Raw genomic sequence first — 23,023 nt, forward strand, 5'->3', positions numbered from 1 at the left:
TTATACAGCCCGGTAAACTTCGAGGTGGTGAAAAAGATGCCGGTGTTAGGGTACAACATAACCAAGGTTGATGTTGAGAGGGATGCTCAGAACATTGCATCCGGACAGGTTGAGGTTAAACTCTCACCAAGGATCAAGGAGCTTCGCCTCGGCGAAGTGAGAACGCCCACTGGAAAAGTAACTGGAATCGAAGTCCTGTTTGCCTATGAGATTTCATACAACCCCCAGATAGCCCGGGCAGTTATTGAAGGCTCAATACTATACCTTCCTCCCCAGAAGGACAAGACTGATGAAATCCTGAACATATGGGAAGAAGAGAAGAAAGTGGACTCCCGTCTCTTTGTGGAAGTTATTAACTTCCTTTCAGTCCAGCTATTGCCCATGCTGACCGTCATCGCCAAGGAGATGCGCCTTCCGTACCACATCCCAGTTCCGAGGGCGGAACTCAGAACTCAGTGATTCCCTCTGCTTCCAGTATTTTTCTTCTTGCTTCTGTAAGCTCCTCTTTCTCAAGGAGTATTCCATCAACGATGTCAAATGCCTTGTGGAGGTTGTTCTTCTTCAGGTGGAACTCCACCAAGTCAACTTTTTCAAGAACTTCCTCCGAGCCCTTTTGAGAGGCGTAAACCTTGGCAACCGCCAGCCTGATGCGGGTTCTGTGTTTGAGCCCACCCTCGAGCTCAAGGGCATTCTTGTAGGCACCCATGGCTTCTTCAAGCTTTCCAACCCCAATTAACGCCTCTGCAGTTTCCATGAGCTTTTCAGACGCCATCTTGTCGTTTCCAGAGGCGCGGTGGGCGCTAATGACCTGGTTGAGCATTCTGACAGTGTTTATTCCTATCAGCTTTGCCCTCCCGCTGTTTCCGGCCAGAAGGTACGCATACTGGGCCTTGACGAGATAGCTCGTGGTTCCGTTGAGGTCTCCCTCAGAGTAGGCCAGCTTGCTCGCCCTCTCGTAGTTCCTCGCGGCGGTGTCCATCATCTCCTTGAAGTGGGCATCGTAGCCAAATATGACCCTCGTATAGCGCGCCAGCTCGTAGAAGGCATCTGCCGCCGCCCCAATGTCGCCCTCACCGAGCTTTGCCTCCGCTATCTGGCCGTAAAGGCTGATGAGCTTTTCAGTTATCTTCCTGGCCCCGTCTTCCAGACCCGCAAGCTTGTAGTACCTGAAGGCCGACTCATAGGCTCTGATTGCAAAGGTTACGTCTTCTGCACTCTCGTAGGACTCCCCGAGGTCTTCGTATATGCCGGCGAACTCGGAGGCATACTTGGTGAGTAGGCGGGTGTCGTTTAGCATTGCAAACACTTCAAGGACGCGGAAGCAGTACTCGTCGAGGACGTCTATGTCCACTTCAGGTTTTGAAATCTCCTCCTCAATGAGGTCTATGTAGAGGTAAGTGCTCTTGAGGAGTGAGGGCTTGGCCTTCTCGATTCCAACGCGCCTGGCAAGGAAGTAGCCGAGATAGCGGTACAGCCTCGCGGCGTTCTCCTTATCGTCTTTCTCTTCATACCCCTTGGCCGCCTTGAGGATTAGCTTGAGGCCCTCCTTCGTTTTTCCCTCATCTATATATTTGAACCCCAACTCCTCAAGCTCTTCAGGTGAAGAGTCAATACCCGGCGAAATCAATATCCTCACCCCAACCCAACTCACTCAGAGTGATTTAACCCAGGCAATATTTAAGGGTTGCCTAAGCCCGGACTATCCGGTAGCCCGCGGCTTTCCTGAGCCTGTTCATGACCGCAAGGCCGAGGCCCCTCTCCTCGACGCCCTCCGCGATTATGACGTCAACTCCGCGCCTGTCGAGCTCCCTGAGGGCCTTGAATAAGTTTTTGGCCACATCTTCAACCGTCCTTCCGAGGTGGTAGAACTCGTCGGCCTCGAACTCTTCTGTCGCCATAACCCCAACGCGGTAGCCCTTCGAGCGGTACTCTCTGACGAGCTCCCTGATTTTTTCTCTGACCATTTCCTTCGGCCCTTCAACAACTATGACCTGGGCGTTTGGAGAGTAGTGCTTGTACTTCATTCCGGGGGCCCTCGCGAGGTCAGCGTTCTTTCCCTTGACGGCGGGGTGAATCTCAACCGGTCCTATGACGGCCTCAATCTCTTCCAGGGGGAGACCTCCGGGCCTGAGGAGCGTTGGCCTCTCCGAGCTGAGGTCTATGACTGTTGATTCGACCCCAACCTTTGTCGGCCCTCCGTCTATTATTGCCCCAATCCTGCCGTAGAAGTCGTCAACAACGTGCTCCGCGAGGGTCGGGCTCGGCTTCCCGCTTATGTTGGCGGAAGGGGCCGCAACGGGAGTGCTCGCCCTTATCAGAGCGAGGGCTATTTCGTGGGCCGGCATCCTCACAGCGACGGTATCAAGACCACCGGTGGTTACGAGCGGGACTTCGTCCTTCTTCGGCAGGACGATGGTCAGGGGGCCTGGCCAGAACCTCTCGGCGAGAAGCTTTGCCTCCTTCGGGACCTCCCTCGCGAGCTTCTTCAGGTCGTTGAAATCAGCTATGTGGACGATGAGGGGGTTGTCAGCTGGCCTTCCCTTGGCCTCAAAAATCCTTTTCACTGCCTCTTCATTCAGCGCGTCTGCTCCCAGGCCGTAGACGGTCTCGGTCGGAAACGCGACGAGCTTTCCTTCGAGGATCAGCCTTGCAGCGACCTTAATCTTTCTCTCGTCAACTCCGTCTCGCATGTTTATCACAATCGTCATGCTCCCACCCAGCGAGATGCCGGAAAAAGTTGTTAAAAACCTATCCCGTGAGGGACTTGTAAAGGCTTTCAACTTCCCGGGCAACCCTTTTCCACGAGTAGAGCCCGGCGACGTGCCTTCCTATCCACCCAGCCTTCCGGTTTCTCTTGGGTTCGAGCATTTTCCTCACAGCATCAACGAGCTCATCAAAGCTCTCGAACGTCAGTCCGTTTTTACCATCCCTTATGAGCTCCGGAATTGCACTCACGCGCCTTCCGATGGCAGGAACTCCAAGGGAAGTTGCCTCCAGGATTACGAGGCCGAAGCCTTCTCTCTTCGAGGGGAGGACGAGCAGTCTGCTCTCGGACAGAATTCTGTTGATGTCCCTCCGATAGCCGAGGAAGCGGACGTTATGGGGTGCGTCCTTTTCGAGCCTAGCCCTTAGGGGGCCGTCCCCAGCCACGAGGAACTCTTCCCCCGGAAAGTGTCTCGCGAGCTCGATGAAGGTCTCCGGGGACTTGTACTCCCGCAGGGCGCCGATAAACGTGATGTAGCGCCTTTTTGCGGGGACTTCTTCCATTTTCTCGACGCCGTTTGGGATTACCCTGACCTCCCCCGCCCCCAGCCTCTCGGCGAGCTTCGCCAGGTAGTGGCTGACGGCCACAACCGCGTCCGCCTTTTCAAGGCTCTTTCTGACGTAGAGCCTCCCGAGCGCCAGCTTCGCGGTGTGTTCAAGGTCGCTCCCGTGGGTTGTTACAACGAACGGGATGTTCAGCCTCTCCCTGGCAAGGGCGCCGGCGAAGCTCGTTGTCCCGACGAAATGGGCGTGTATGATGTCGAAATTAAACTTCCGGTGGAGCCTGACAAGTTTCCTCGCCCCAAGAAAGGCGAAGCTCGTCCCTCGGAATCCATAAACCGGGGGCACTCTGACCTGGTGCACGAACTCCCTCTCAAAGTCCCTCGGCTTCACGGGGCCGTATGTCAGGACGTGGACTTCGTGTCCCCTCTCCCTAAGCTCCCTCACCAGGTTGTCGAGATGCCTCGCAACGCCCCCGCCGTGGGGCGGGTAGTGGCCAACCATTATAACGCGCATGTCCGGGAATTGGAAAGGAAGGTTAAAAAGCGTTTGGAAACGCCTCGCGGAACAGCTTCTCGGCAAACTCCCTCAGGGACAGCCCTCCCTCTTTTGCGAGTTTTTCGAGGAGCTTCTGGGCCCTGCTGCCGTACTGGGCCGCTTTTTTCTCCCTCTTCGCTACCCACTCCGGGATTCCGAGCTTCAGCGCGAGCTTTCTCAGGATAACTTTCCGCTCGTCCCCGGAGATTTTAAGCCCCATTGGAGTCCTGAGCGCGAGGGCAACCACGGGCAGAGCAAGGAACGGGAGCCTTCCCTCGACACCGTTTAGCATTGTTATCTTGTCGTCCCTCGCAAGGTTCCGCTCCGCCATGTTGAGGATGTCGTCCCACATGAGCTCAGGTCTGTCCAGGTACTTCGCGTAGCCGCCGAACAGCTCGTCCGCACCCTGTCCGCTCAGGAGAACCTTCGTCCCCTCCCTACCCGCGAGCTCGGTGGCGAAGTAGATGGGCAGTCCAATGGCCAGGTTCATCGGGTTTGGCTCTTCGATTGCGAAGATTACCCTTTTCACGGCTTCCCTGACGTCGTCGAGGGTAAAAATCCTCTCCCTCAGCTCCCAGCCAAAGTGGTCTGAGACCTTCCTCGCCCACTCAAGGTCGGGGCTGTCCTCAGTCCCGGCGGTGTAAAGTATGACGTCCGAGTGTCTCGAAGCTAAGTAAGCTACGAGGGTGCTGTCGAGACCACCGGAGAACAGAACGCCCGTCTTCTCGGCGCCCCTGAGCCTGACCGTGTGCTCAAGCACGTTTCCAAGGCCCTTAAGAAGGCTCCCCTCGGGGTGGTATCTTCCCCTGAGCTCTTCAAGGGAGAAGACCCTCGCCCGGCTGACCCCGTCGCCAAGAACAACGAGTTCGCCCGGCTCGACTGGAACTGCCTTTTCCCCGATTGCCCAGAGGACTTTCTTCTCGCTGGCAAAGAACCCGTTTGGCGAGAAGTAGAGCGGCCTTACCCCCATCGGGTCGCGGAAGAGGTAAATCCTCTCGCCGTCCGAGAAAGCGACGGCATAGTCTCCTTCAAGCCAGCGCATTGCGTTTCTGACTGCCTGGGGGACGCTCAGCCCCCCATCCCTCAGGAACTCGATGAGCCTGAGGATTACCTCGGTATCAACGTCGCTCTCAAATGAGACCCCCTTCCCCTCAAGGAACGCCCTAATCTGAGAGTGGTTGTAAATTTCGCCGTTGTGGACGAGGGCAAGTTCGTTTACAAAGGGCTGGGTGAACTCCTTGGAACCGGTCATCGCCAGCCGGCACTGGAGGACGCCTATTCTCCCTCCAGGAATCCCACCTAGCCTTGAGAAGTCGTTAGACTTGAGAACCCCCTCGTCGGTCCAGACACCGAAGCTCTCAGGCCCGCGGTGTTTACCTGCCAGCGCCATCTTGATGAGCCTTCCCCTAATCTCCCCGATTCCTCCCGCAATAAGGCACATGCTCTCACCAAAACCTTTTCTCTGGCGAGGAAAAAAGCCTTAGCCCTTCCCACTTGAGAAAGTTTGCAGAAACCTGGCGGAACTTTGAATGATTGTTCACGTTAAATCTCCGCAGGTGCAGTAATGCTCATACGCTACTGTCTCAAGCTCATCGAAGCCCTCACGGGTCTTCGCCGAGAGATAGAGAACCCTCGTTGGCGGGGCCAGCTCGGGAAGCACCGAACAGAGCTTGTAGGCGAGCAGACCCTGGGTGGACGGCTCCAGCTTTAGCCTCGTGGTCAGGTACTCAATGTCGTCGAGGTACTTTCTCAGCTCGTCAACGTTGGCAGTGTCCACCTTGCTCAAAGCGGGGACGGTGGTTATACCGAGCCTGAGGTCGATCATGAGGCCAAAGAACCGCGCGAAGCAGAAGTCCGTCGGCTTCCTCAGTATCTCGGGCGAGAAGAGGTAGACGCCGAGGGCGTCGGGGAATGCCTCCATGAGTCTTACTCCGAACTCGTGGAAGAGGAAGGTCTCCATCTGGCCGGGCGTGTCTATCAGCACGTAGTCGTTCTTCCCGTCGAGCTCCCTTATTTTGTCCGCACAGTTGCTGACCTTTGGAATCAGCAGGTCGTAGCTCTTCACTATCGCCCCGTTCGGGCCGAGCCCCTCTTCCATCAGCTCCCAGGCGGTCACGTCCTCGCGGACGTCAACGTCCGGGGTGTAGGGAAGCTTTTTGACGCCCGTGTCCAGATTGACGTAGGCCACGGAGTATCCGTTCTCCTCAAGGTACTTCCCGAACTCGGCCGTCAGCGTTGTCTTTCCGCTCCCCGCGGTGCCTATAAACGCCAGAATCATCCCATCACCCTCGCCTTGAAGCCGGCTATCCTCACGACGGTCTCAGCCAGTTCATAGAAGGCCTTTGCACCGTCCGAGTCAGGGGCGTATTCAACAACGGGGATACCTTCAAGGGTCGCTTCTCTAACTTTGGGGTCTTCCGGGACGACGACGAGGAGCGGGACCTCCATGACCTCCTCTGCAACGTCGGGGGGTATGTCGTTGTCGCTCCTGCCGTAGCGGTTAAGGACGAAGCCCAGAACTGCCAGGCCGGCCTTTTTAAGGACTATCCCCACCTTCATAGTGTCGGTGATGCACGAGATTTCCGGGTTCGTTACGAGGATTACTTCTTCTCCGCTCATCATCGCGTTCATCGCGTCCATCTGGAGGCCGGCGGGGCAGTCAATTATGATGAAGTCGAAGTAAGGTTTGAGGGGCTTTATCACGCCGGGCAACCCCCTAGGGTCTGCCCTCAGGACGTGCTCCCAGTCAACGGCACCGGGAACGAGGTGGACGTTCTCAAACCTCGTGGTGTATATCGCGTCCTTAATCTCGGCCGTGCCGGCCAGGACGTCGTGAATAGTCTTCTCAGCATCGTCTATCCCCATGACAAGGCTCAGGTTTGCCATAGTCAGGTCAGCGTCGATTGCCAGTACCTTGTAACCCATTTTACCCAATGCTATTGAGAGGTTCGCGGCGGTCGTCGTTTTGCCGGTTCCTCCCTTCCCGCTCGCGATGGAGATTAGCCGGCCCATTCTTTCACCCATTTGATGTTGGCCTAAACCTTTATGAACCTTTAGCCTCACCGAAAACCGGTGAGAGAGATGAGAGTGTTCGTTCCAGATACGAGCGTGATAGTTGATGGCAGGCTGACCCAGTTCCTCTCAACCCTTGACGAGAAGGTCAAGGTAGTGGTTCCCGAAGCGGTCGTGGCCGAGATTGAGCACCAGGCTAATGAAGGAAAGGCGATAGGCCACACCGGCCTTGAGGAGCTCAAGAAGCTCCGCGAGATGGCAGAGGGCGGCAAAATCCTGCTGGAGTTCTACGGCGAGAGGCCGGAGCTCTGGCAGATTAGGAGGGCTAAAGCCGGCGAGATAGACCACATGGTGCGCGAGACCGCCAGGGAGCTCAACGCGACCCTCATAACCGGCGACCAGGTTCAGCGCGACATCGCGATAGCCAAGGGCATAGACGTGATATACCTGACCGCCAAGCGCGGGGTGAAGCACCGCCTTGAGGACTTCTTTGACGAGACCACGATGAGCGTCCACCTCAAGGCCGGAGTTAAACCCCTCGCCAAGAAAGGAAAGCCCGGTGAGTGGAGGCTTGTCCCGATACGCGACGAACCGCTCACCGACGAGGAGCTGGAGGAGATAGCCGACGACATAGTGGAGAGGGCGAAGAGAGAACCCGACAGCTTCATAGAACTCGACGAACCAGGAGCTACCGTCGTTCAGCTCAGGAACTACCGTATCGTCATAGCCAAACCCCCCTTCGCGGACAGGATAGAGATAACCGCGGTGAGGCCGGTCAAGAAGCTCAGCATAGATGACTACGAGCTCAGCGAGAGGCTCCTTGAGAGGCTCAAGGACAAGGCGGAGGGGATACTCATCGCCGGAGCGCCTGGAGAGGGTAAGTGTTTGCCCCCTGAAACTCCAGTTCTGTTGGCAGATGGAACTTTTGTACCAATTTCAAGTCTTAAACCCGGAACGAGAGTCATAACGCTATCTCACAACAAGGTTGATGTTCAGGAAGTTGCCAAAGTCCACAAGAGGAAAGAAACAAGGTTAATCAAGCTGAAAACCTCTACCGGAAGGGAGATAACACTCAGTCCAAATCACCCAGTCTTAACGATAAAGAACGGCTTCGTCGTGTGGGAGGATGCAGGCAACCTTGAGGTGGGCTCTCCGATAGCTGTTCCAAGAAAAATCGCCGTGAAGTCTGACCTTCCAGAGAAGCTTTGGGTTGGCGAACTGGTTGGAGAGGGCTTCTTTGCGAGACTCAAGGACGGAAGCGCTGTCCCCATAGACAAGGCTATCCCAGAGGGGACCGTTGGAGTGTTTTACAGGGGAAGAAACCACAGGAGTTCTCGGGAGATACCCCCATTTATCAAGCTCAACGAGGAGTTCTTCGAGTTTCTCGGCATGATGTGGGCTGAGGGCTCTGGGAGTGTCTTTGAATTCAACAACTTCGATGAGGAACTTGTGGAGCACTTCAAGGGACTTGTGAAGTCCCTGTTTAACGTGAGCGAGGAGGAATTCTACTTTGTCTCACCCGGAAGATTGCGCGTTAGGAACTCGAAGACTATAGAAAAGCTCTTGAGGGCTCTTGGCTATCCCGAGAGAGAAAAGGCAAAAACAATAAAGGTTCCCAAACTTGTTCTCAGAGCGGACGAGAGGAGAATAGCTGCCTTCCTCAAGGGGGTTTTTGAGGGGGACGGCTACATCGGTAAGGAGCTTGAGATAGCCACCGCAAGTAGGGATTTTGCCCACGGGATTCATTATCTTCTCCTGCGCCTTGGAATTCCTTCGATAGTCTCCGAGAAGATGATTAATGGACGCACTTACTACAGGGTGCTCATTAAGAATTCAGAAGACATCAGGAAGTTTTACGAAATCGTTAGGCCCCGATTCAGGGTTAAGGGCTTTGAAAGGCATTTCTATATTAAGGCGAATCCCAACGCAGGCACGATTCCAGCGGGGGAAACCATAAAGACGCTTGGACTTCTTCTCAGGAGACCAGTTAAGAACCCGCTCAAGAATTCGTATTCCCCTGATAGGCTCAGAAGGATTTACCAGGAATACCTCCAGATTTACAGGGACTACGTTGGAGTTGAGAGAGACGCTAAGAGCCTCATAGATTATATGAACGAGCTGAACCGCTGGAGGGAAATCGTTGAGTTCATCAGTTCTCGCGTATCCAGAGAGTTCTACATACGGAATGGAATTGACCCGGAGGGGCCAAAGCTGTGGCTGGAGGGCAAAAGAACGCCAATGCCCTCAACGATAGCTAAGTTGGTAAGTGCGTTCCACAGAGAGACAGGCCTGCTCGAACGGGAGGCAAAAATGTGGGTATCACTTAGCGATAACGTCAGGGTATTGCTCGCTCGCATCTTTGACAGGATAGGGCGTTCGACGTACGGCGTAATGTCTCAGCCGATGCTGAGTCTGTTCCTTTCGGGAGCAGAGGTTAGAGTTACAACACTAAAGGAGCTCATCGAAAAGGCCGTGGAGGATTACTACACCAAGGCCGAGTTCATAGAGGAGTATCTCGCCCACCTGCGTCTCATGCTTGATGAGAACATATTCTGGGACAGGGTCAAGGAAATCGCGGTGGTTGAGGGCGAGTTCGAGGTATATGACATAACCGTTCCCAACCACAACTTCATTGCTGGCAATACTCCAGTGTTGGTTCACAACTCGACCTTCGCCCAGGCTTTGGCCGAGTGGTACGCGAGCATGGGCAAGATAGTGAAGACTATGGAGAAGCCGAGAGACCTGCAGGTCAGCGAGGAGATAACGCAGTACACGGCTTTAAGCGGCAAGATGGAGCTAACTGGTGACATACTGCTCCTCGTCAGGCCGGACTACACGATATTCGACGAGATGAGGAAGACCAGCGACTTCAAGATATACGCCGACCTCCGCCTGGCCGGAGTTGGAATGGTCGGTGTCGTCCACGCGACGAAGCCGATTGACGCCATACAGCGCTTCATCGGAAGGGTCGAGCTCGGAATGATACCCCAGATAGTAGATACAGTGCTCTTCATCAAGGCCGGAAGGGTTGCAAAGGTTCTGACCCTTGAGTACCTCGTCAAGGTTCCGAGCGGAATGAAGGAGGAGGATTTGGCGAGGCCAGTCATAGAGGTTCGCGACTTCGAGACCGGCGAGCTGGAGTACGAGATCTACACCTACGGTGAAGAGGTAAGCGTCGTCCCGGTCAAGAAGGAGGAGAAGGCTCCGGCATTGAGACTCGCCGAGAAGAGGCTCAAGCAGGAGATTAAGAAGTTCCTGCCCGACGTCTACACCGAGGTCGAGATAGTCAGCCCGCACAAGGCGGTAATCTACGCGGACGAGTTCGACATTCCGGCAATCATCGGCAAGAAGGGCAAGCGCATAACCGAGCTGGAAAAGAGGATAGGCATAAGCATAGACGTCAAGAGCTTCACCGAGAGGGAAGCCGAGAAGCCCAAGGAGAAGATACCCGTCGAGGTCGAGGAAAAGAAGAAAACGATAGTCCTGAGGGTCTCGCCGGACTACGCGAAGAAGCCCCTCAAGTTCTACGGCGGTGAGCAGTACGTCTTCACGGCAACGCCGAGCAAGAAGGGCCTCGTCAAGGTCAGCAAGAGCACGCCGATAGGGAAGGAGCTCAAGAGGCTCATCGATGCGGGCATACCGATATGGGCGAGCACCTGAGCTTTCCCTTTCTTATATCCACTTTCCCCAGCAAGAATCTGAGGGACTGGAATATAAAAGAGGACTGCCAGGCTCGGTTGCGAGGGTACTCATCACTGGTCAGCTAGCGAAATTGTCGTCATCGCCCCTCTCAGTTGGGCCCTTTCCTTTTAACGTTTGGGGGTGGTCTGATGCTGGTTCTTGCCTCTGCATCGCCGAGAAGGAGGGAGATACTGTCGCGTTTCATTACGGACTTCCACGTGGTTCCGAGCAACATCGAGGAAGAGTGCTCCAGCACGGTTCCGGAGGAGTGCGCCGTCGAGCTCGCGAGGCTGAAGGCGCGGGAGGTCTACTCGCGCGTCGGCGGCACGGTCATCGGTGCCGACACGGTCGTCAGCATTGACGGCCATATACTCGGCAAGCCGCGGGACGAGCAGGAAGCCTACGAGATGCTCAGACTTCTCAGCGGGAGGGTTCACTCCGTCACGACCGGCTACTGCATAGTCCGCGAGGGAGAGGAGATAACTGGCTCGGTCACGACCGAAGTCAAGTTCCGCGAGCTGGACGATGAGCTGATATGGGCCTACCTAAGAACCGGCGAGCCGATGGACAAGGCCGGGGCCTACGGGATTCAGGGAAAGGCTGGCCTCTTTGTCGAGTGGATTAGGGGCGACTACTACAACGTCGTAGGCTTCCCGATGGAGATAATATGGAAGCTCAGGGAGCTAGGTTTTGACGTTCTATCACGATGAGCTCCCTTTGATTTGAATTTTCTGCTTTATTGGACCATGTTTTATCCGTTTCGACGACATAAGGCTCCTGGAAATCGATTTTCGTAGGTCTAAGAACATCACAAATTGTCACAACTTAGCTTGGATTTTGTAACGAAAATTCTCTGGAATGCTGAACGGGGCTGTTCTGGTAGGGCTTTAGTCTAAAACCCTGCTTAAATTGAATCTTTTTGAGTTTCGAGCAACTAAACGGCTAAAATTTTGAATTGGGGTGTTATCTTTTCTCCGGAAATCACTGAGAGGTTTTCACCCATGTAGGAAAAGAAACGACAAGATGGCCCCAGCGGTGCACAGGGGAACTTCTCAAGGCCCGAATTCAGAGTGCCTCCCCTCTGCTTTTGCAGGGGTCTCCAGAAAAGCTTAAATATCTGAGTGTTTATAGGTCTCTGCTGGACGAATGGGCGGATTTTCCGCCCTGTTGCAATAAGACTCTAGGAGAATTGAAAGGCAGGTCGCTGAACTCATAGAAGAAGTGTTGAGCGGTTGCAATAAGACTCTAGGAGAATTGAAAGTGAGAGCTTCTAAGAGGTCGTCGAGCTCGTTGAGGTCGGTTGCAATAAGACTCTAGGAGAATTGAAAGCTGTCCAAAGTGCCCCTTGCAAAAATTCTCCATTTTCGAAGTTGCAATAAGACTCTAGGAGAATTGAAAGGGAGGAACGTGAGAAAATCTTCGGGAATGTCGGCGATTGTTGCAATAAGACTCTAGGAGAATTGAAAGACCTGGTAAGCGAGCTGTGCTCTCTTGAAGCCGACGTAGTTGCAATAAGACTCTAGGAGAATTGAAAGAGGACGGAGCGACGGTCGGAGGCGATAGCCTTGACGGGAGTTGCAATAAGACTCTAGGAGAATTGAAAGAGCTCCCGGTTGAAAAAGCGGACGCGGACGAAAGCGCGTTGCAATAAGACTCTAGGAGAATTGAAAGGGCTCCGACGAGGGCCTCAACGTACTCCTCCTTGTCCTGTTGCAATAAGACTCTAGGAGAATTGAAAGAAATCTCATTAGCATCAATAACCAGCGGGTAAACTTCGTTGCAATAAGACTCTAGGAGAATTGAAAGTTTAGTATTCGGTTGCCGGTATATATATCCTTCGCAAGTTGCAATAAGACTCTAGGAGAATTGAAAGGTGGGCTTCCACACGCCCTCCTCAAGGAGGACAATCCGGTTGCAATAAGACTCTAGGAGAATTGAAAGATGCCCAGTTCGTTAAAGCACCCCAGACCGTCGAATAGGTTGCAATAAGACTCTAGGAGAATTGAAAGTAACTCCCCACATTTCCAGCGACATGGCTCGCGGTTGCAATAAGACTCTAGGAGAATTGAAAGAGCGCTAGGCCGGCCAGCCCGCCGAAGAACATCAGCAGTTGCAATAAGACTCTAGGAGAATTGAAAGGGCTCCTCGTGAGCAGTTGGCCGTCAACGAGGGTTGCAATAAGACTCTAGGAGAATTGAAAGGTCTTTTCTGAACAGATCATACATCTCATACCTCACAAGTTGCAATAAGACTCTAGGAGAATTGAAAGCAGGTAGAAGGCTCGGTTTCGCTGAGGGTTTACGCTGGAAGTTGCAATAAGACTCTAGGAGAATTGAAAGTTGGTTTACGAGAAGACTTATTCGAACTTTGAGACGGTTGCAATAAGACTCTAGGAGAATTGAAAGAGCGTTGATACTGTTATGAGGGCACACCAGCAAGTATGTTGCAATAAGACTCTAGGAGAATTGAAAGAGTTTCCCGTCCTGCTGGTTGACTACAACACGGTGGTGTTGCAATAAGACTCTAGGAGAATTGAAAGTGCTCCGAGACAAGGAAGGCCTTGACCCACAGATGCGAGTTGCAATAAGACTCTAGGAGAATTGAAAGTTGGTTGACAGAGTGTTACATGCGCCCCGCGGGAAACTGTTGCAATAAGACTCTAGGAGAATTGAAAGATAAGTGACCAACAAAGAGTAATACTAACAAAACTAAGTTGCAATAAGACTCTAGGAGAATTGAAAGGTAGATCCTGAAACCTGGACGGTCTCAGTTTTCAGCAGTTGCAATAAGACTCTAGGAGAATTGAAAGCGACGTAGTCAGCGCCAATTCTCCTCGCCAGGCGCCAGGTTGCAATAAGACTCTAGGAGAATTGAAAGTGAGGTTGACGAGGCGAACGGGCAGGTTTACTTTGACAAGTTGCAATAAGACTCTAGGAGAATTGAAAGTTACCTGGGTCGGTCTGCTGGCGTAGACCTTGAGTTGCAATAAGACTCTAGGAGAATTGAAAGTACTCTCCAATTCCCATTTACTGCACCAACCCACTACGTTGCAATAAGACTCTAGGAGAATTGAAAGAAAAGCTTGGGAGAAAATGGATTGGAATAGAGATTAAGTTGCAATAAGACTCTAGGAGAATTGAAAGTCCTTAAGCTCAACCTTTGTGAAAGGTGGAGCGCAAAGGTTGCAATAAGACTCTAGGAGAATTGAAAGTTCTGCGAAATCGGCGGGAACTCTATCCTTGAAGCGGTTGCAATAAGACTCTAGGAGAATTGAAAGCCGGCGGTAAAAGGCCCTTGTGTCGTCGTAGGTTGAGTTGCAATAAGACTCTAGGAGAATTGAAAGGAGGAAAACCCTTATCAGCAGGGGCGGCCTTTCCCCTCTGGTGGTCGGAATGAAAGCTAGGGTGGTAGAACGCTTCAAGTTTGAATCAGCGCACGCGGTTGTTATTAATGGAGAACCCGAAGAAATTCACGGGCACACATTCATACTTGAGGTCGCAGTCGAGGGCCCCATGAGGAACGGCTACGTCATTGACTTCCTCGAACTCAGGCGCATCGTGGGTGAAATAGTCGGTAAGCTTGACCACCGGAACCTGAACACCATCTTTGAAAACCCCACGACCGAGAACGTCGCCCTGTGGATAGCGGAGGAGGTTAAAAAGAGGCTCCCCCAAGGTGTCGAGCTCAGAAGGCTGGTTCTCTGGGAAGGGGACGAAAACGGGGTCGAGCTGGAGTTTTAAGGCTTCTCTGCCTTTACCTCCTTGACGCTCTCAACGAGCGCCACCCCATTGGTGCCCTTCTCAAACGAGATGCCGTCGGGCAGGGACAGCCTTACGGGGATTGCCCCCCTCTTCTCCTCGCTGGGGGTCCAGCTTATCAGGTCGCCTTCCTCCACGTCGAGCGCTTTTATCAGCCCCACCGGGCCCTCGATTATATACCTGGCAGGTGCCTTCGGTGCATATACGCGCCACTTCCTCGCCCTTCTGAAGTCCACCACCCGCTTCGTGGAGTCCAGCCAGACTACGTCTATGTCGCTCAGCATGAAGAACATGTGAATTGAGGCGTTAAGCCTGCTCTCGACCGGGAGCACAAAAACGAGGGCGTAGTTCACATTGCCCACAAGCATCAGCCCCCTAAACCGCTTGAGGAATGTGTCAGCAACTTCAACGTGTCCCTGCCAGACTCGTCCCTTCGTTTCGTTGATTATCATGTTTCTGTGTTCATAACTTGGCTTAATAAGCCTTGTTGGTAGAGTGCCGCAAACAAAAACGATGCCCGTCCTGCAGTCATGATGTCAAGAGAAATAGGACATGAGAGAAGATGAGAGAAAACAGCAGAAATTTCATAGGCTCAGCCCTTGAATTCCTCAGCGAGCTCGAACCCCCTGTGGAGGGCCCTAACGTTTATCTCCTCCGTGCCCTTCGGGACGGAGTCGCGGACGGCCTGTTCAATCGCTTCCCTGCTCACTATTCCCGTAATCCCGACGAGCAGTCCCAGGGCAAGGATGTTCATCGTCAAGCTGAGGCCGGTTGTCTCCTCCGCTATCTCCGTCAGGGGGAGGGCTATGACGTTAAGCTTTTTCTCGAAGTCAAGGTCTCTGTGGGGGACGAGGTCTTTCTCGATTATTACCGTCGCGCCCTCCTTTACTGTGCGGAGGTACTTGTTGTAGGCCTCCTGGGAGAAGAAGACCGCGTAGTCCGGCTGGAGCGTCTTGGGGTAGTCAATCGGCTCGTCGCTTATGACGACCTCCGCCTTGCTCGCGCCGCCCCTGGACTCAGGGCCGTAGCTCTGGGTCTGGACGGCGTAGAGGTTCTCGTAGACAGCGGCCGCCCTGCCGAGGATGACGCTCGCGAGTATGACACCCTGGCCGCCAAACCCGCTGAAGAGGACTTCCTTCCTCATTCTTCCCACCCCATCATCTTCTTGGCCCTCTTTATGTACTCTCTGTATTCCCTCACGAGACCGGGCCTGTCTCTGTCTGCGAACTCTCCGATGACTATCTTGCCCTCAAGTTCTTCTGGCTTCATCTTCTTGGCCTTCGCGAGCGGGACGGTTATCTTCTGGTACCAGCGGATGAGCTCCGGGGAAGTCTTCATTCTGTTCCTCCTTCCGAAGCTTATCGGGCACGGCGAGAGGAACTCCACAAGCGTGAAGCCTTCTTTGCTGAGGGCCTTCTTGATGCTGTTGATGCCCTGGAGGTAGTTGAAGACTGTCCACCTTGCAACGTAGTTAGCGCCGGCGGCAACGGCCAGGCCGGCTATGTCAAATGGGTTCTCAAACTGGCCGTATGGCGCTGTAGTTCCGCGCAGGCCCTTCAGGGCGGTGGGCGCGACCTGGCCACCGGTCATTCCGTAGGTGAAGTTGTTGATGAGAATAACCGTGACGTCGAGGTTCCTCCTTATGGCGTGGATGAAGTGGTTTCCACCGATAGCCGCGGCGTCGCCGTCGCCCATGAAGGCGATTATTTTGAGGTTGGGGTTGGCGAGCTTGATGCCTGTAGCAAAGGCCAAAGCCCTTCCATGGGTCGTGTGAAGGCCGTCGAAGTTCACGAAGCCGGGCACACGTGAGGAACAGCCTATTCCGCTCACCCATACAATCTCGTCCTGGTTGAGGCCGAGGTCGTCTATAGCCCTTAAAGTGAACTGGAGGACGCTGCCGATTCCACACCCGGGGCAGAATATTGTGGGGAGCATGTCCTTTCTGAGGTACTTGTCACGAATCTCGTAAGCGGACTTCATGTACATCATCCCACCACCCTTTCAACTATCTCCATCGGCGTGTGCACCTCACCGCCAATCTTGGCTATGAGCTCGACCTCGGCTTTGCCGTTTGCTCCCTCCTTGACGAGGTGGTAGAGCTGTCCGAGGTTCATCTCGGGCACGTATATCTTCCTGACGCGCTCCGCGAGCTCCTCGATATAGTCAAAGTCGAAGGGCCAGACGGTGTTGAGCTTGAGCAGACCCGCCTTAACGCCCCTCTCGCGGAGTATCTTAACGGCCCTTATGGCAGAGCGCGAGACGATTCCGGTGGATACGATTGCTACATCGGCGTCGTCGAGCATGAACTCCTCGTAGCTTATTATCTCGTCCTTGTGGTCGAGTATCTTCCTGAAAATCCTCGTTATGAGCTTCTCGTGGACTTCAGCATCAACGGTCTTCGGCCTCCCGCGCTCGTCGTGGGTGAGGCCTGTCACGTAGGTGCGGTAGCCCTTCCCGAATATCGGCATCGGCGGGACGCCGTCTCCGTGCGGGTCTCCAAAGGGGAGCTTGGCCTCTTCCTCGCTGGCGGGAAGCTTTCTCTCAACGAGCTCGATCTCCTCTGGGCTGGGAATGTAAACGCGCTCGCGCATATGTGCTATCTCCGCATCGGTGAGGAGAACCACCGGCGTCCTGTACTTCTCAGCGAAGTTGAAGGCCAGGATTGTGAAGTCGAACGCCTCCTGGACGGTCGAGGGGCTGAGGACGATGAGCATGTGGTCGCCGTGGGTGCCCCATATAGCCTGCATTATGTCGCCCTGCGCCGGAAGGGTCGGCTGGCCCGTTGAGGGGCCTCCGCGCTGGACGTCGACGACGACTATCGGCGTCTCGGTCATAACCGCGTAGCCGAGGTTCTCCTGCATAAGGCTGAACCCCGGACCGCTCGTCGCTGTCATCGCCTTCGCACCGGCCCAGGAAGCACCTATTATCGCCGCTATGCTCGCTATCTCGTCCTCCATCTGGATGCTTACGCCGTCAACAAGGGGCATGTAGAGGGCCATAGCCTCAAATATCTCGCTGGCAGGGGTTATTGGGTAGCCCGCGTAGAAGCGGCAGCCGGCAAGGATTGCGGCCCTTGCTATTGCCTCATCACCCTGAATGAAGTCTGACTTACCAACGGGAAACGGGTACCTCATGCTACCACCCCGCTCGGAATCCTGAGAACGAGCTCCCTGAAGTCGACTGACTTGGATGCGTCGAGTATTTCAATTTCCACGACTTCTCCTTTTTCGTTCAGGTGCGCGATGACACCTTCACCAAGGTCAACCGAATCCACGATTTCGTCATCTCTAAGGCGGATAATCAAGACGTCAGCATCTTGCGAGTACTCTATCTTCATAAACACCACCACCCATAAAGTAACGCTCTTTACACGGTCTATACACCGTTACGACCACGGGAACGCCATGCTCGTACTCATAGATAACCCGAATAATATGGTCGTTCTCTGCTTTATGCGCTATAAACCTGTCGTGATGTCCTGTTAGAACCTCTTCGGGATATAGTACTGCCTCAATAAGCTCCTCAAGGGAAAGTTTCCAGCGCCTTGCGCGGGAAAGTGCGTGATGTGTTATCAGGATTTTGCACTTTTTCTCGTCTGTCTGAATTACTATGATTCTGCCTTTAGGGTGGTCCCTATCCTCGACAACCTTCACTTCAGCCCCTCCTCATAGCCTGCCATGAAAGCCTTGATGTTCACATCCTCAGTCCCCTTCGGGACGCGCCTCCTTATGGCCTCCTCAACGCTTTCCTTTTTCACAACACCCGTCTTCGCAACAAGGTAGCCGAGAGCGACCATATTCACGGTCAGGGCAAGTCCAGTGGTCTCCTCGGCGATTCTGGTGAAGGGCGCGCCGACGTAGTCCCTATCGGGCCTGACCAAATCCGTCTCGATGATTAAAAGCCCGTCCTCCTTGAGTGAGTCCTTGACGGTGTCGTAGCCGAGCTGGTGGAGCGCAACGAGAACATCAGCCCTGGTGACCATGACGTCGTAAATCGGCTCCTTCGAGATTATGACGTCCGCAATCGAGTGGCCGCCCCTGCTCGCGGAGCTGTAGTCCTGCGTCTGGAGGACGTTCAGCCCCTCTATCGCGGCGGCCTCGCCGAGTATTACCCCCGCGAGCACAACGCCCTGACCGCCGATTCCGGCGAGCCTAATCTGCATCATTCACACCTCCTTAAGGCCGAACTGCTCCTGAACCTCGTCAATCAGCTTGTTGAGCTCCTCGGTGAACTCGGGCCTCTGCCTGTTGACGAACTCCCCGATGACGAACTTGCCCTCGAGCTCCTCCGGTGACATCTTCTTTGCCTTGCTTATCGGGACGCTGTTCTTCAGGAACCAGCGGAGCATCTCTGCTGGCTCTTTCATTTTGTTCCTCCTTCCGAACTGGACCGGACACTGCGAGACCACCTCGACGAGGGAGAAGCCCTTGACCTGGAGCGCCTTCTTTATGCTCTCGATGAGCTGATAGACGTGAGCGGTCGTCCATCTCGCCACGTAGCTCGCCCCGGCGGCGGCCACGGTCTCTGATACGTTCAGAGGGTGCTCTATGTTCCTGTAGGGGCTTGTGGTTGTCTTGGCGCCGAAGGGCGTCGTCGGAGCGACCTGTCCGCCCGTCATTCCGTAGATAAAGTTGTTGACGAGAATCACCGTTATGTCGATGTTCCTCCTCGCGGCATGAATGAGGTGGTTTCCGCCTATGCTCGCCAAATCGCCGTCCCCGCTTATCACGACGACCTTCTTGTCAGGTAAACCGACCTTCACGCCGGTCGCGAAGGCTATCGCCCTTCCGTGCGTCGTGTGGAGGGTATCTGCCAAAAAGTAGGGTGAGGCTATCCATGCGGAACAGCCTATTCCGCTCACGACAACCAAATCCTTCGGGTCGAGCTTGAGCTGGTCAACGGCGTTTGCAAATGCGTTGAGGACGGTTCCACCGCCGCAGCCGGGACAGAGGGCAGTGGGAAGGGCCTCCTTGCGGAGGTACTTAACCATCGGGTAAGTGGAATAGATTTCTTTTGCCATCAGGCAACACCCCTTATTTCGCGCAGGATTTCCTCAACTGTGAGGGGCACTCCGCCGATTTTGTTCACGCCCTTGAGCAGAACGTCGTCGTTGACGAAACGCTGGACTTCGAGTATCATCTGGCCGAGGTTCATCTCCGGGACGAGTATGGCTCTAACGCGCTTTCCGAGCTCCCTCATTCTTTCTCCGGGGAACGGGTGAACCGTTTTCGGCACGAAGAGGCCGGCCTTTATGCCCTCTTCCCGTGCCTTGAGGACGGCTCCGAGGGCGGGCCTTGCCGTCACTCCCCAGCTGACGACCAGTATCTCTGCGTCGTCCGTGAAGTGCTCCTCGTACTTCTCGTAGACCTCGCGGTTCCCTTCTATCTTCTTGTGGATTCTTCTCACGAGCCTGTCGTGGACTTCCGGCGTGTAGACATCGCGAAGGCCGTTCTCTTTGTGGGTCGAACCGGTGACGTGGGTAAAGTAGCCGTGTCCGAAGAGGGGCATCGGTGGAACGCCGTCTCCGTGCGGGTCGCCGAAGGGGAGCTTAGCTTCTTCCTCGTTCTGGGGGAGCTTGCGGTAGGTTATCTCCACCTCATCAACGTCGGGAATCTTGATGAGCTCCCTCGTGTGGGCGAGAACACCATCGAAGAGAACCACCACGGGAGTCCTGAGCCTCTCGGCGATGTTAAAGGCCCTTATTGTCTCCCAGAAGGCGTCCTGCCCGCTGATAGGAGAAACCGCCACAATCGGGTGGTCGCCGTGAGTTCCCCACCTCGCCTGGAAGAAGTCGCCCTGCGCTCCCTTCGTGGCCTGGCCCGTTGAAGGCCCGCTCCTCTGCACATCAACGAGGACGAGCGGGGTCTCGGTCATCACGGCGTAGCCAAGGTTCTCCTGCATGAGGCTGAAGCCCGGCCCCGCGGTTGCCGTCATGACCTTGAGGCCCGTCCAGGACGCCCCGACCATCGCGGCTATGCTCGCTATCTCGTCCTCCATCTGGAGGTAGTAGCCGCCGAGCTTCGGAAGTTCGCGCGCCATCGTCTCCGCTATCTCGCTCGATGGAGTTATTGGATAACCTGCGTAGAAGCGGCAGCCCGCAAAGAGCGCGCCGTATGCAACGGCCTCGTTGCCCTGCAGGAAGTAGTTGCCGGGCTTGTAGAGCTTTCGAATGAGCCTGAGCTGTTCAGGCTCGTCGCCGCGGATTATCATACTCACCACCTTACTGATATCGCGAAGTCCGGGCAGAGGAGCTCGCAGAGCTTGCACTTAACGCACTTTTCGGCATGAACCGGAACTGGGTAGTGGACGCCTTTTTCGCTCAGCCCCTTGCTCCACTCAAAGACCTTCCTGGGGCACATTTCGACACAAATTCCACAGCCCTTGCAGAGAAACGTATCAACGTCAATTTCAACGACACCTTCCGCCTTCCCGACGACGAGATAGCCGTTTTTTTCAATGACTGTGTTCGCATTTTCGGCCATGGGAATCACCTCTTAGCAGGGCCTTTTACGTTTGTCAACATTTAAAGCTTTCGCGGGGGGACATTGATGTTCAGAAGGAGGCCATTCGGGAACAGGGGGTATTCAGAACAAAAGTTTCAGGAGAAGAGGGCCTCCTCCCGAAGAATCACCACGTCAGCAGCTGCCAGTCGAGGAGGCCGTTCTCGACTATGTACTCCCACCGCTCCCTGCACTCCGGTTTCAGGTTCTCGATGTACTTCATGTCTTGGGTTGCCGAGAACTTCTTGATGGCCTTTCCAATGACCTTGTCGTAGTCGGTGAGACAGTTGTGGGGGCCGCGCTTTGAGCCCGCACCGACCGGGTCGCTCAGGATTCTCTTGTTCGGGAACTTCCTCTTCGCCCAGATGAGGACTTCAACGGCGCTCCAGAGCCAGGGAGGGCGGTACTCGTTCTTCTCCCAGAGCCTCTCGTAGAGCGTGCCCTTCTGGATGTCCGTTATGTTTATTGAGAAGGTGTCCGTGTAGGGCTCGGCCTTGATTATGCTTTCCTTGGCGTCCTCTATCCCGTCGCGCTCGGAGAGGAATATCGGCTTCAGGAGGAGGTACGTCTTAACCTTCGCATCGGCTTCGTGTACTATCTCCGCCGCCCTTACGAAGTCCGCGAAGGTGTTGCCCTTGTTTATCGAGACATCAGCTACATCGTCGTTAGCTGTTTCAAGTCCTATTGCAACTTCAAAGTGCTTGTCTGGGACGAGCTCGGCAAGCTCTTTAACAGCATCGTAGCGGACGAGCTCGCTCCTGCTCTCGATGACGATTTCCTCAACGTTGTCCATCTTAGCTAAGAGCTCGAAGATTTTCCTCCTCGTCTCAGGTTTGAGCTCTCCGTTGTCAAGGAACGAGCCCGAGGTGAACATTCTCACCGCGAAGGGTCCCTTCTTACCTTTGATTTTCTCCAGCGCTTCCCTCACGTAGTCCACTATCGCTTCCTGGCTCCACTTCACCTTCGGGGCGGCAGTGGGGTAAGCGCACATGTAGCAGGCCTTTCCAATCCTGAAGCGGTAGCACCCAATGGTGGGGAGTATTATGAAGAGTGCCGTTCCGGGCTTTCCGGCGACGTTGTCTTCGCTTGTCCAGTATGTCATGCTCTCACCAAGGGCACGTTGCAGGGTTCTCTTTTAAGGGTTTGCAGGCCCCGCCGTGAAGAGGGTACCAAAAAGAAAGGTCAGTAAAAGTCAGTATATATCGCGCTCGATAACGATGTAGGCCTTTTCGATTCTGGCGCCTCTGCCTAGCGCATTTATTCCCTCCTCAACCCGTTTTAGTGCCCCCTTGGCGGTTTCTTCGAGTTTACTGTCGCTCAAGCTCTTGGACGTCCTGTCCACGCCGACCACGACCCGATAGCCAGAGGGGGCCTTCACGACCTCCACCCAGTTCACTGAAATCCCGCGGACGGCCGAAAACTGGTTCAGAACCTCACGTTCAATCTTCCCGACGTCTGTCTCTCCGCTCTCATGGCCTCCGTCCCCCTTTGCCGCCTCCACGAACTCCTGTGAAATCCCAGCCTCCCTCAGGAGCTTCTCAACCTCCGCCTCAACCTTTGCCCTGTCAATCTTCAGGCCTGCCCCTTTCCCGGCGTGGAGGGACACCTCGATTATCCTTCCGCCCTTGAAGTCCACCGCCTTTCTCCTGAACTTCACGAGCGGGAGCCTGGGAACGACCCTGAAGTTCGCCTCCTTCACGTGGACGCGAGTCTTAAAGCCCACCGCCCTCTCGATGATGACACCCATTTCACGCGCAATGACATCCAGCGGGACGTCTTCAGTGGCATAACCCTCCGCAGAAACGCTGAGTGCCAGGATGTTGGTTCCGGTAACCCCCTGGAGCACCCTGCCGTCCGCCCTGATTGATGCCACCGCCACCCTGCCTCCACGGGAAAGCTTTTTAACAAAGTCAAGAACCGCGTTCTCGACCTTCAGCATAAGCTCCGGGGGCAGGTCAAGGCTCATGGAGAAATCCACAACCCTAGGGACAGCCTCAGAAGGGGTTCCGGCCGTTTGAGGGAGCTCAAGCTCCCCATGAATGAGATCGAGCAGCTCCCACTTGTCAATTCGGTAGAGGGTTACGTCCCTGAGCACCTCGGGAACCTCGACAGGAGAGTACACGGGCTCCCCGTTGGAAAGAGCAGCAATGGGTCTGCCGCCCGCTACTACTAGCATCAGACCGCCTTCTTTCCTTGCATACTCCAAAAGCTCTGATTTGTTCACCTCTGGGATTGATTTTAGGGCCCGCATATGTATCACCCCGAGTGTCT

22 protein-coding genes and 1 CRISPR repeat array are annotated in these 23,023 nt (G+C 54.6%); of the genes, 4 read left to right on the top strand and 18 right to left on the bottom strand.

Annotated features, from left to right (window positions below; genetic code table 11):
* Positions 1-36: 36 nt before the first annotated feature.
* Entirely contained in the window at positions 37-459 is a 423-nt protein-coding gene (locus TEU_RS08480; protein ID WP_050003367.1) for a hypothetical protein, read from the top strand.
* Here TEU_RS08480 and TEU_RS08485 read toward each other — a convergent pair.
* From TEU_RS08485 to minD, 6 genes are all read right to left on the bottom strand, one after another.
* Positions 446-1,651, bottom strand: a complete 1,206-nt coding sequence (locus TEU_RS08485) for a hypothetical protein (protein ID WP_227738696.1) — start codon at positions 1,649-1,651, stop codon at positions 446-448. The genes TEU_RS08480 and TEU_RS08485 overlap by 14 nt on opposite strands.
* A 37-nt stretch (positions 1,652-1,688) precedes the next feature.
* Positions 1,689-2,708, bottom strand: coding sequence for an L-threonylcarbamoyladenylate synthase (locus TEU_RS08490; protein WP_050003369.1), 1,020 nt, complete (start codon positions 2,706-2,708; stop codon positions 1,689-1,691).
* Positions 2,709-2,748: 40 nt separating this feature from the next.
* Complete coding sequence (locus TEU_RS08495) at positions 2,749-3,780, bottom strand: glycosyltransferase family 4 protein (protein ID WP_050003370.1); 1,032 nt, start codon at positions 3,778-3,780, stop codon at positions 2,749-2,751.
* A 22-nt stretch (positions 3,781-3,802) separates the two neighbouring features.
* A complete protein-coding gene (locus tag TEU_RS08500) occupies positions 3,803-5,242 on the bottom strand; it encodes an asparagine synthase-related protein (RefSeq protein WP_050003371.1) in 1,440 nt (479 codons plus the stop codon).
* Positions 5,243-5,338: 96 nt separating this feature from the next.
* Positions 5,339-6,079: an ATP/GTP-binding protein gene (locus TEU_RS08505; RefSeq protein ID WP_050003372.1), complete on the bottom strand. Its 741-nt coding sequence runs from the start codon at positions 6,077-6,079 to the stop codon at positions 5,339-5,341.
* A complete protein-coding gene (gene minD / locus TEU_RS08510) occupies positions 6,076-6,813 on the bottom strand; it encodes a cell division ATPase MinD (protein ID WP_050003373.1) in 738 nt (245 codons plus the stop codon). Before minD ends, TEU_RS08505 begins: the two co-directional genes overlap by 4 nt.
* A 69-nt stretch (positions 6,814-6,882) precedes the next feature.
* Here minD and TEU_RS08515 point away from each other — a divergent pair, with 69 nt between their 5' ends.
* The 3 genes from TEU_RS08515 to TEU_RS08525 all read left to right on the top strand — a co-directional run bounded on the left by TEU_RS08515 (position 6,883) and on the right by TEU_RS08525 (position 14,234).
* Positions 6,883-10,473 carry an LAGLIDADG family homing endonuclease gene (locus TEU_RS08515; protein ID WP_050003374.1) on the top strand — a complete coding sequence of 1,197 codons (3,591 nt, stop codon included), beginning with the start codon at positions 6,883-6,885 and terminating at the stop codon, positions 10,471-10,473.
* Positions 10,474-10,643: 170 nt separating this feature from the next.
* Positions 10,644-11,204: a Maf-like protein gene (locus TEU_RS08520; RefSeq protein WP_050003375.1), complete on the top strand. Its 561-nt coding sequence runs from the start codon at positions 10,644-10,646 to the stop codon at positions 11,202-11,204.
* A 456-nt stretch (positions 11,205-11,660) separates the two neighbouring features.
* A CRISPR array of direct repeats spans positions 11,661-13,837; the repeat unit is 30 nt; unit sequence GTTGCAATAAGACTCTAGGAGAATTGAAAG.
* A 49-nt stretch (positions 13,838-13,886) separates the two neighbouring features.
* On the top strand, positions 13,887-14,234 hold the full coding sequence (locus TEU_RS08525; protein ID WP_050003965.1) for a 6-pyruvoyl trahydropterin synthase family protein: 348 nt from the start codon (positions 13,887-13,889) through the stop codon (positions 14,232-14,234).
* On the opposite strand, the gene TEU_RS08530 is transcribed toward TEU_RS08525, so the two are convergent.
* From TEU_RS08530 to TEU_RS08585, 12 genes are all read right to left on the bottom strand, one after another.
* Positions 14,231-14,704, bottom strand: coding sequence for a DUF192 domain-containing protein (locus tag TEU_RS08530; protein ID WP_050003376.1), 474 nt, complete (start codon positions 14,702-14,704; stop codon positions 14,231-14,233). The two genes, TEU_RS08525 and TEU_RS08530, sit on opposite strands and share 4 nt — an antisense overlap.
* A gap of 140 nt (positions 14,705-14,844) precedes the next feature.
* The gene (locus TEU_RS08535) at positions 14,845-15,396 is read right to left on the bottom strand and encodes a 2-oxoacid:ferredoxin oxidoreductase subunit gamma (protein ID WP_050003377.1); all 552 of its coding nucleotides are present in this window, start codon (positions 15,394-15,396) and stop codon (positions 14,845-14,847) included.
* Positions 15,393-16,238 carry a 2-oxoacid:ferredoxin oxidoreductase subunit beta gene (locus TEU_RS08540; protein ID WP_050003966.1) on the bottom strand — a complete coding sequence of 282 codons (846 nt, stop codon included), beginning with the start codon at positions 16,236-16,238 and terminating at the stop codon, positions 15,393-15,395. Before TEU_RS08540 ends, TEU_RS08535 begins: the two co-directional genes overlap by 4 nt.
* Positions 16,238-17,386, bottom strand: a complete 1,149-nt coding sequence (locus tag TEU_RS08545) for a 2-oxoacid:acceptor oxidoreductase subunit alpha (RefSeq protein WP_050003378.1) — start codon at positions 17,384-17,386, stop codon at positions 16,238-16,240. The genes TEU_RS08540 and TEU_RS08545 overlap by 1 nt, the downstream gene beginning before the upstream one ends.
* Positions 17,383-17,589, bottom strand: coding sequence for a DUF2283 domain-containing protein (locus tag TEU_RS08550; RefSeq protein WP_050003379.1), 207 nt, complete (start codon positions 17,587-17,589; stop codon positions 17,383-17,385). The genes TEU_RS08545 and TEU_RS08550 overlap by 4 nt, the downstream gene beginning before the upstream one ends.
* Positions 17,561-17,905 carry a DUF4258 domain-containing protein gene (locus TEU_RS08555; RefSeq protein ID WP_050003380.1) on the bottom strand — a complete coding sequence of 115 codons (345 nt, stop codon included), beginning with the start codon at positions 17,903-17,905 and terminating at the stop codon, positions 17,561-17,563. The genes TEU_RS08550 and TEU_RS08555 overlap by 29 nt, the downstream gene beginning before the upstream one ends.
* A complete protein-coding gene (locus tag TEU_RS08560; protein ID WP_050003967.1) occupies positions 17,902-18,414 on the bottom strand; it encodes a 2-oxoacid:ferredoxin oxidoreductase subunit gamma in 513 nt (170 codons plus the stop codon). Before TEU_RS08560 ends, TEU_RS08555 begins: the two co-directional genes overlap by 4 nt.
* Positions 18,415-18,417: 3 nt before the next feature.
* Positions 18,418-19,272 carry a 2-oxoacid:ferredoxin oxidoreductase subunit beta gene (locus TEU_RS08565; protein WP_050003381.1) on the bottom strand — a complete coding sequence of 285 codons (855 nt, stop codon included), beginning with the start codon at positions 19,270-19,272 and terminating at the stop codon, positions 18,418-18,420.
* Complete coding sequence (locus tag TEU_RS08570; RefSeq protein ID WP_050003382.1) at positions 19,272-20,462, bottom strand: 2-oxoacid:acceptor oxidoreductase subunit alpha; 1,191 nt, start codon at positions 20,460-20,462, stop codon at positions 19,272-19,274. Before TEU_RS08570 ends, TEU_RS08565 begins: the two co-directional genes overlap by 1 nt.
* A gap of 2 nt (positions 20,463-20,464) precedes the next feature.
* The gene (locus TEU_RS08575; protein ID WP_050003383.1) at positions 20,465-20,734 is read right to left on the bottom strand and encodes a 2-oxoglutarate ferredoxin oxidoreductase subunit delta; all 270 of its coding nucleotides are present in this window, start codon (positions 20,732-20,734) and stop codon (positions 20,465-20,467) included.
* A 145-nt stretch (positions 20,735-20,879) separates the two neighbouring features.
* Positions 20,880-21,854, bottom strand: coding sequence for an archaeosine biosynthesis radical SAM protein RaSEA (locus TEU_RS08580; RefSeq protein WP_050003384.1), 975 nt, complete (start codon positions 21,852-21,854; stop codon positions 20,880-20,882).
* A gap of 90 nt (positions 21,855-21,944) precedes the next feature.
* Positions 21,945-23,003: a hypothetical protein gene (locus tag TEU_RS08585; RefSeq protein ID WP_050003385.1), complete on the bottom strand. Its 1,059-nt coding sequence runs from the start codon at positions 23,001-23,003 to the stop codon at positions 21,945-21,947.
* Positions 23,004-23,023: the final 20 nt, after the last annotated feature.

This window comes from Thermococcus eurythermalis, assembly GCF_000769655.1.
Lineage (GTDB): Archaea > Methanobacteriota_B > Thermococci > Thermococcales > Thermococcaceae > Thermococcus > Thermococcus eurythermalis.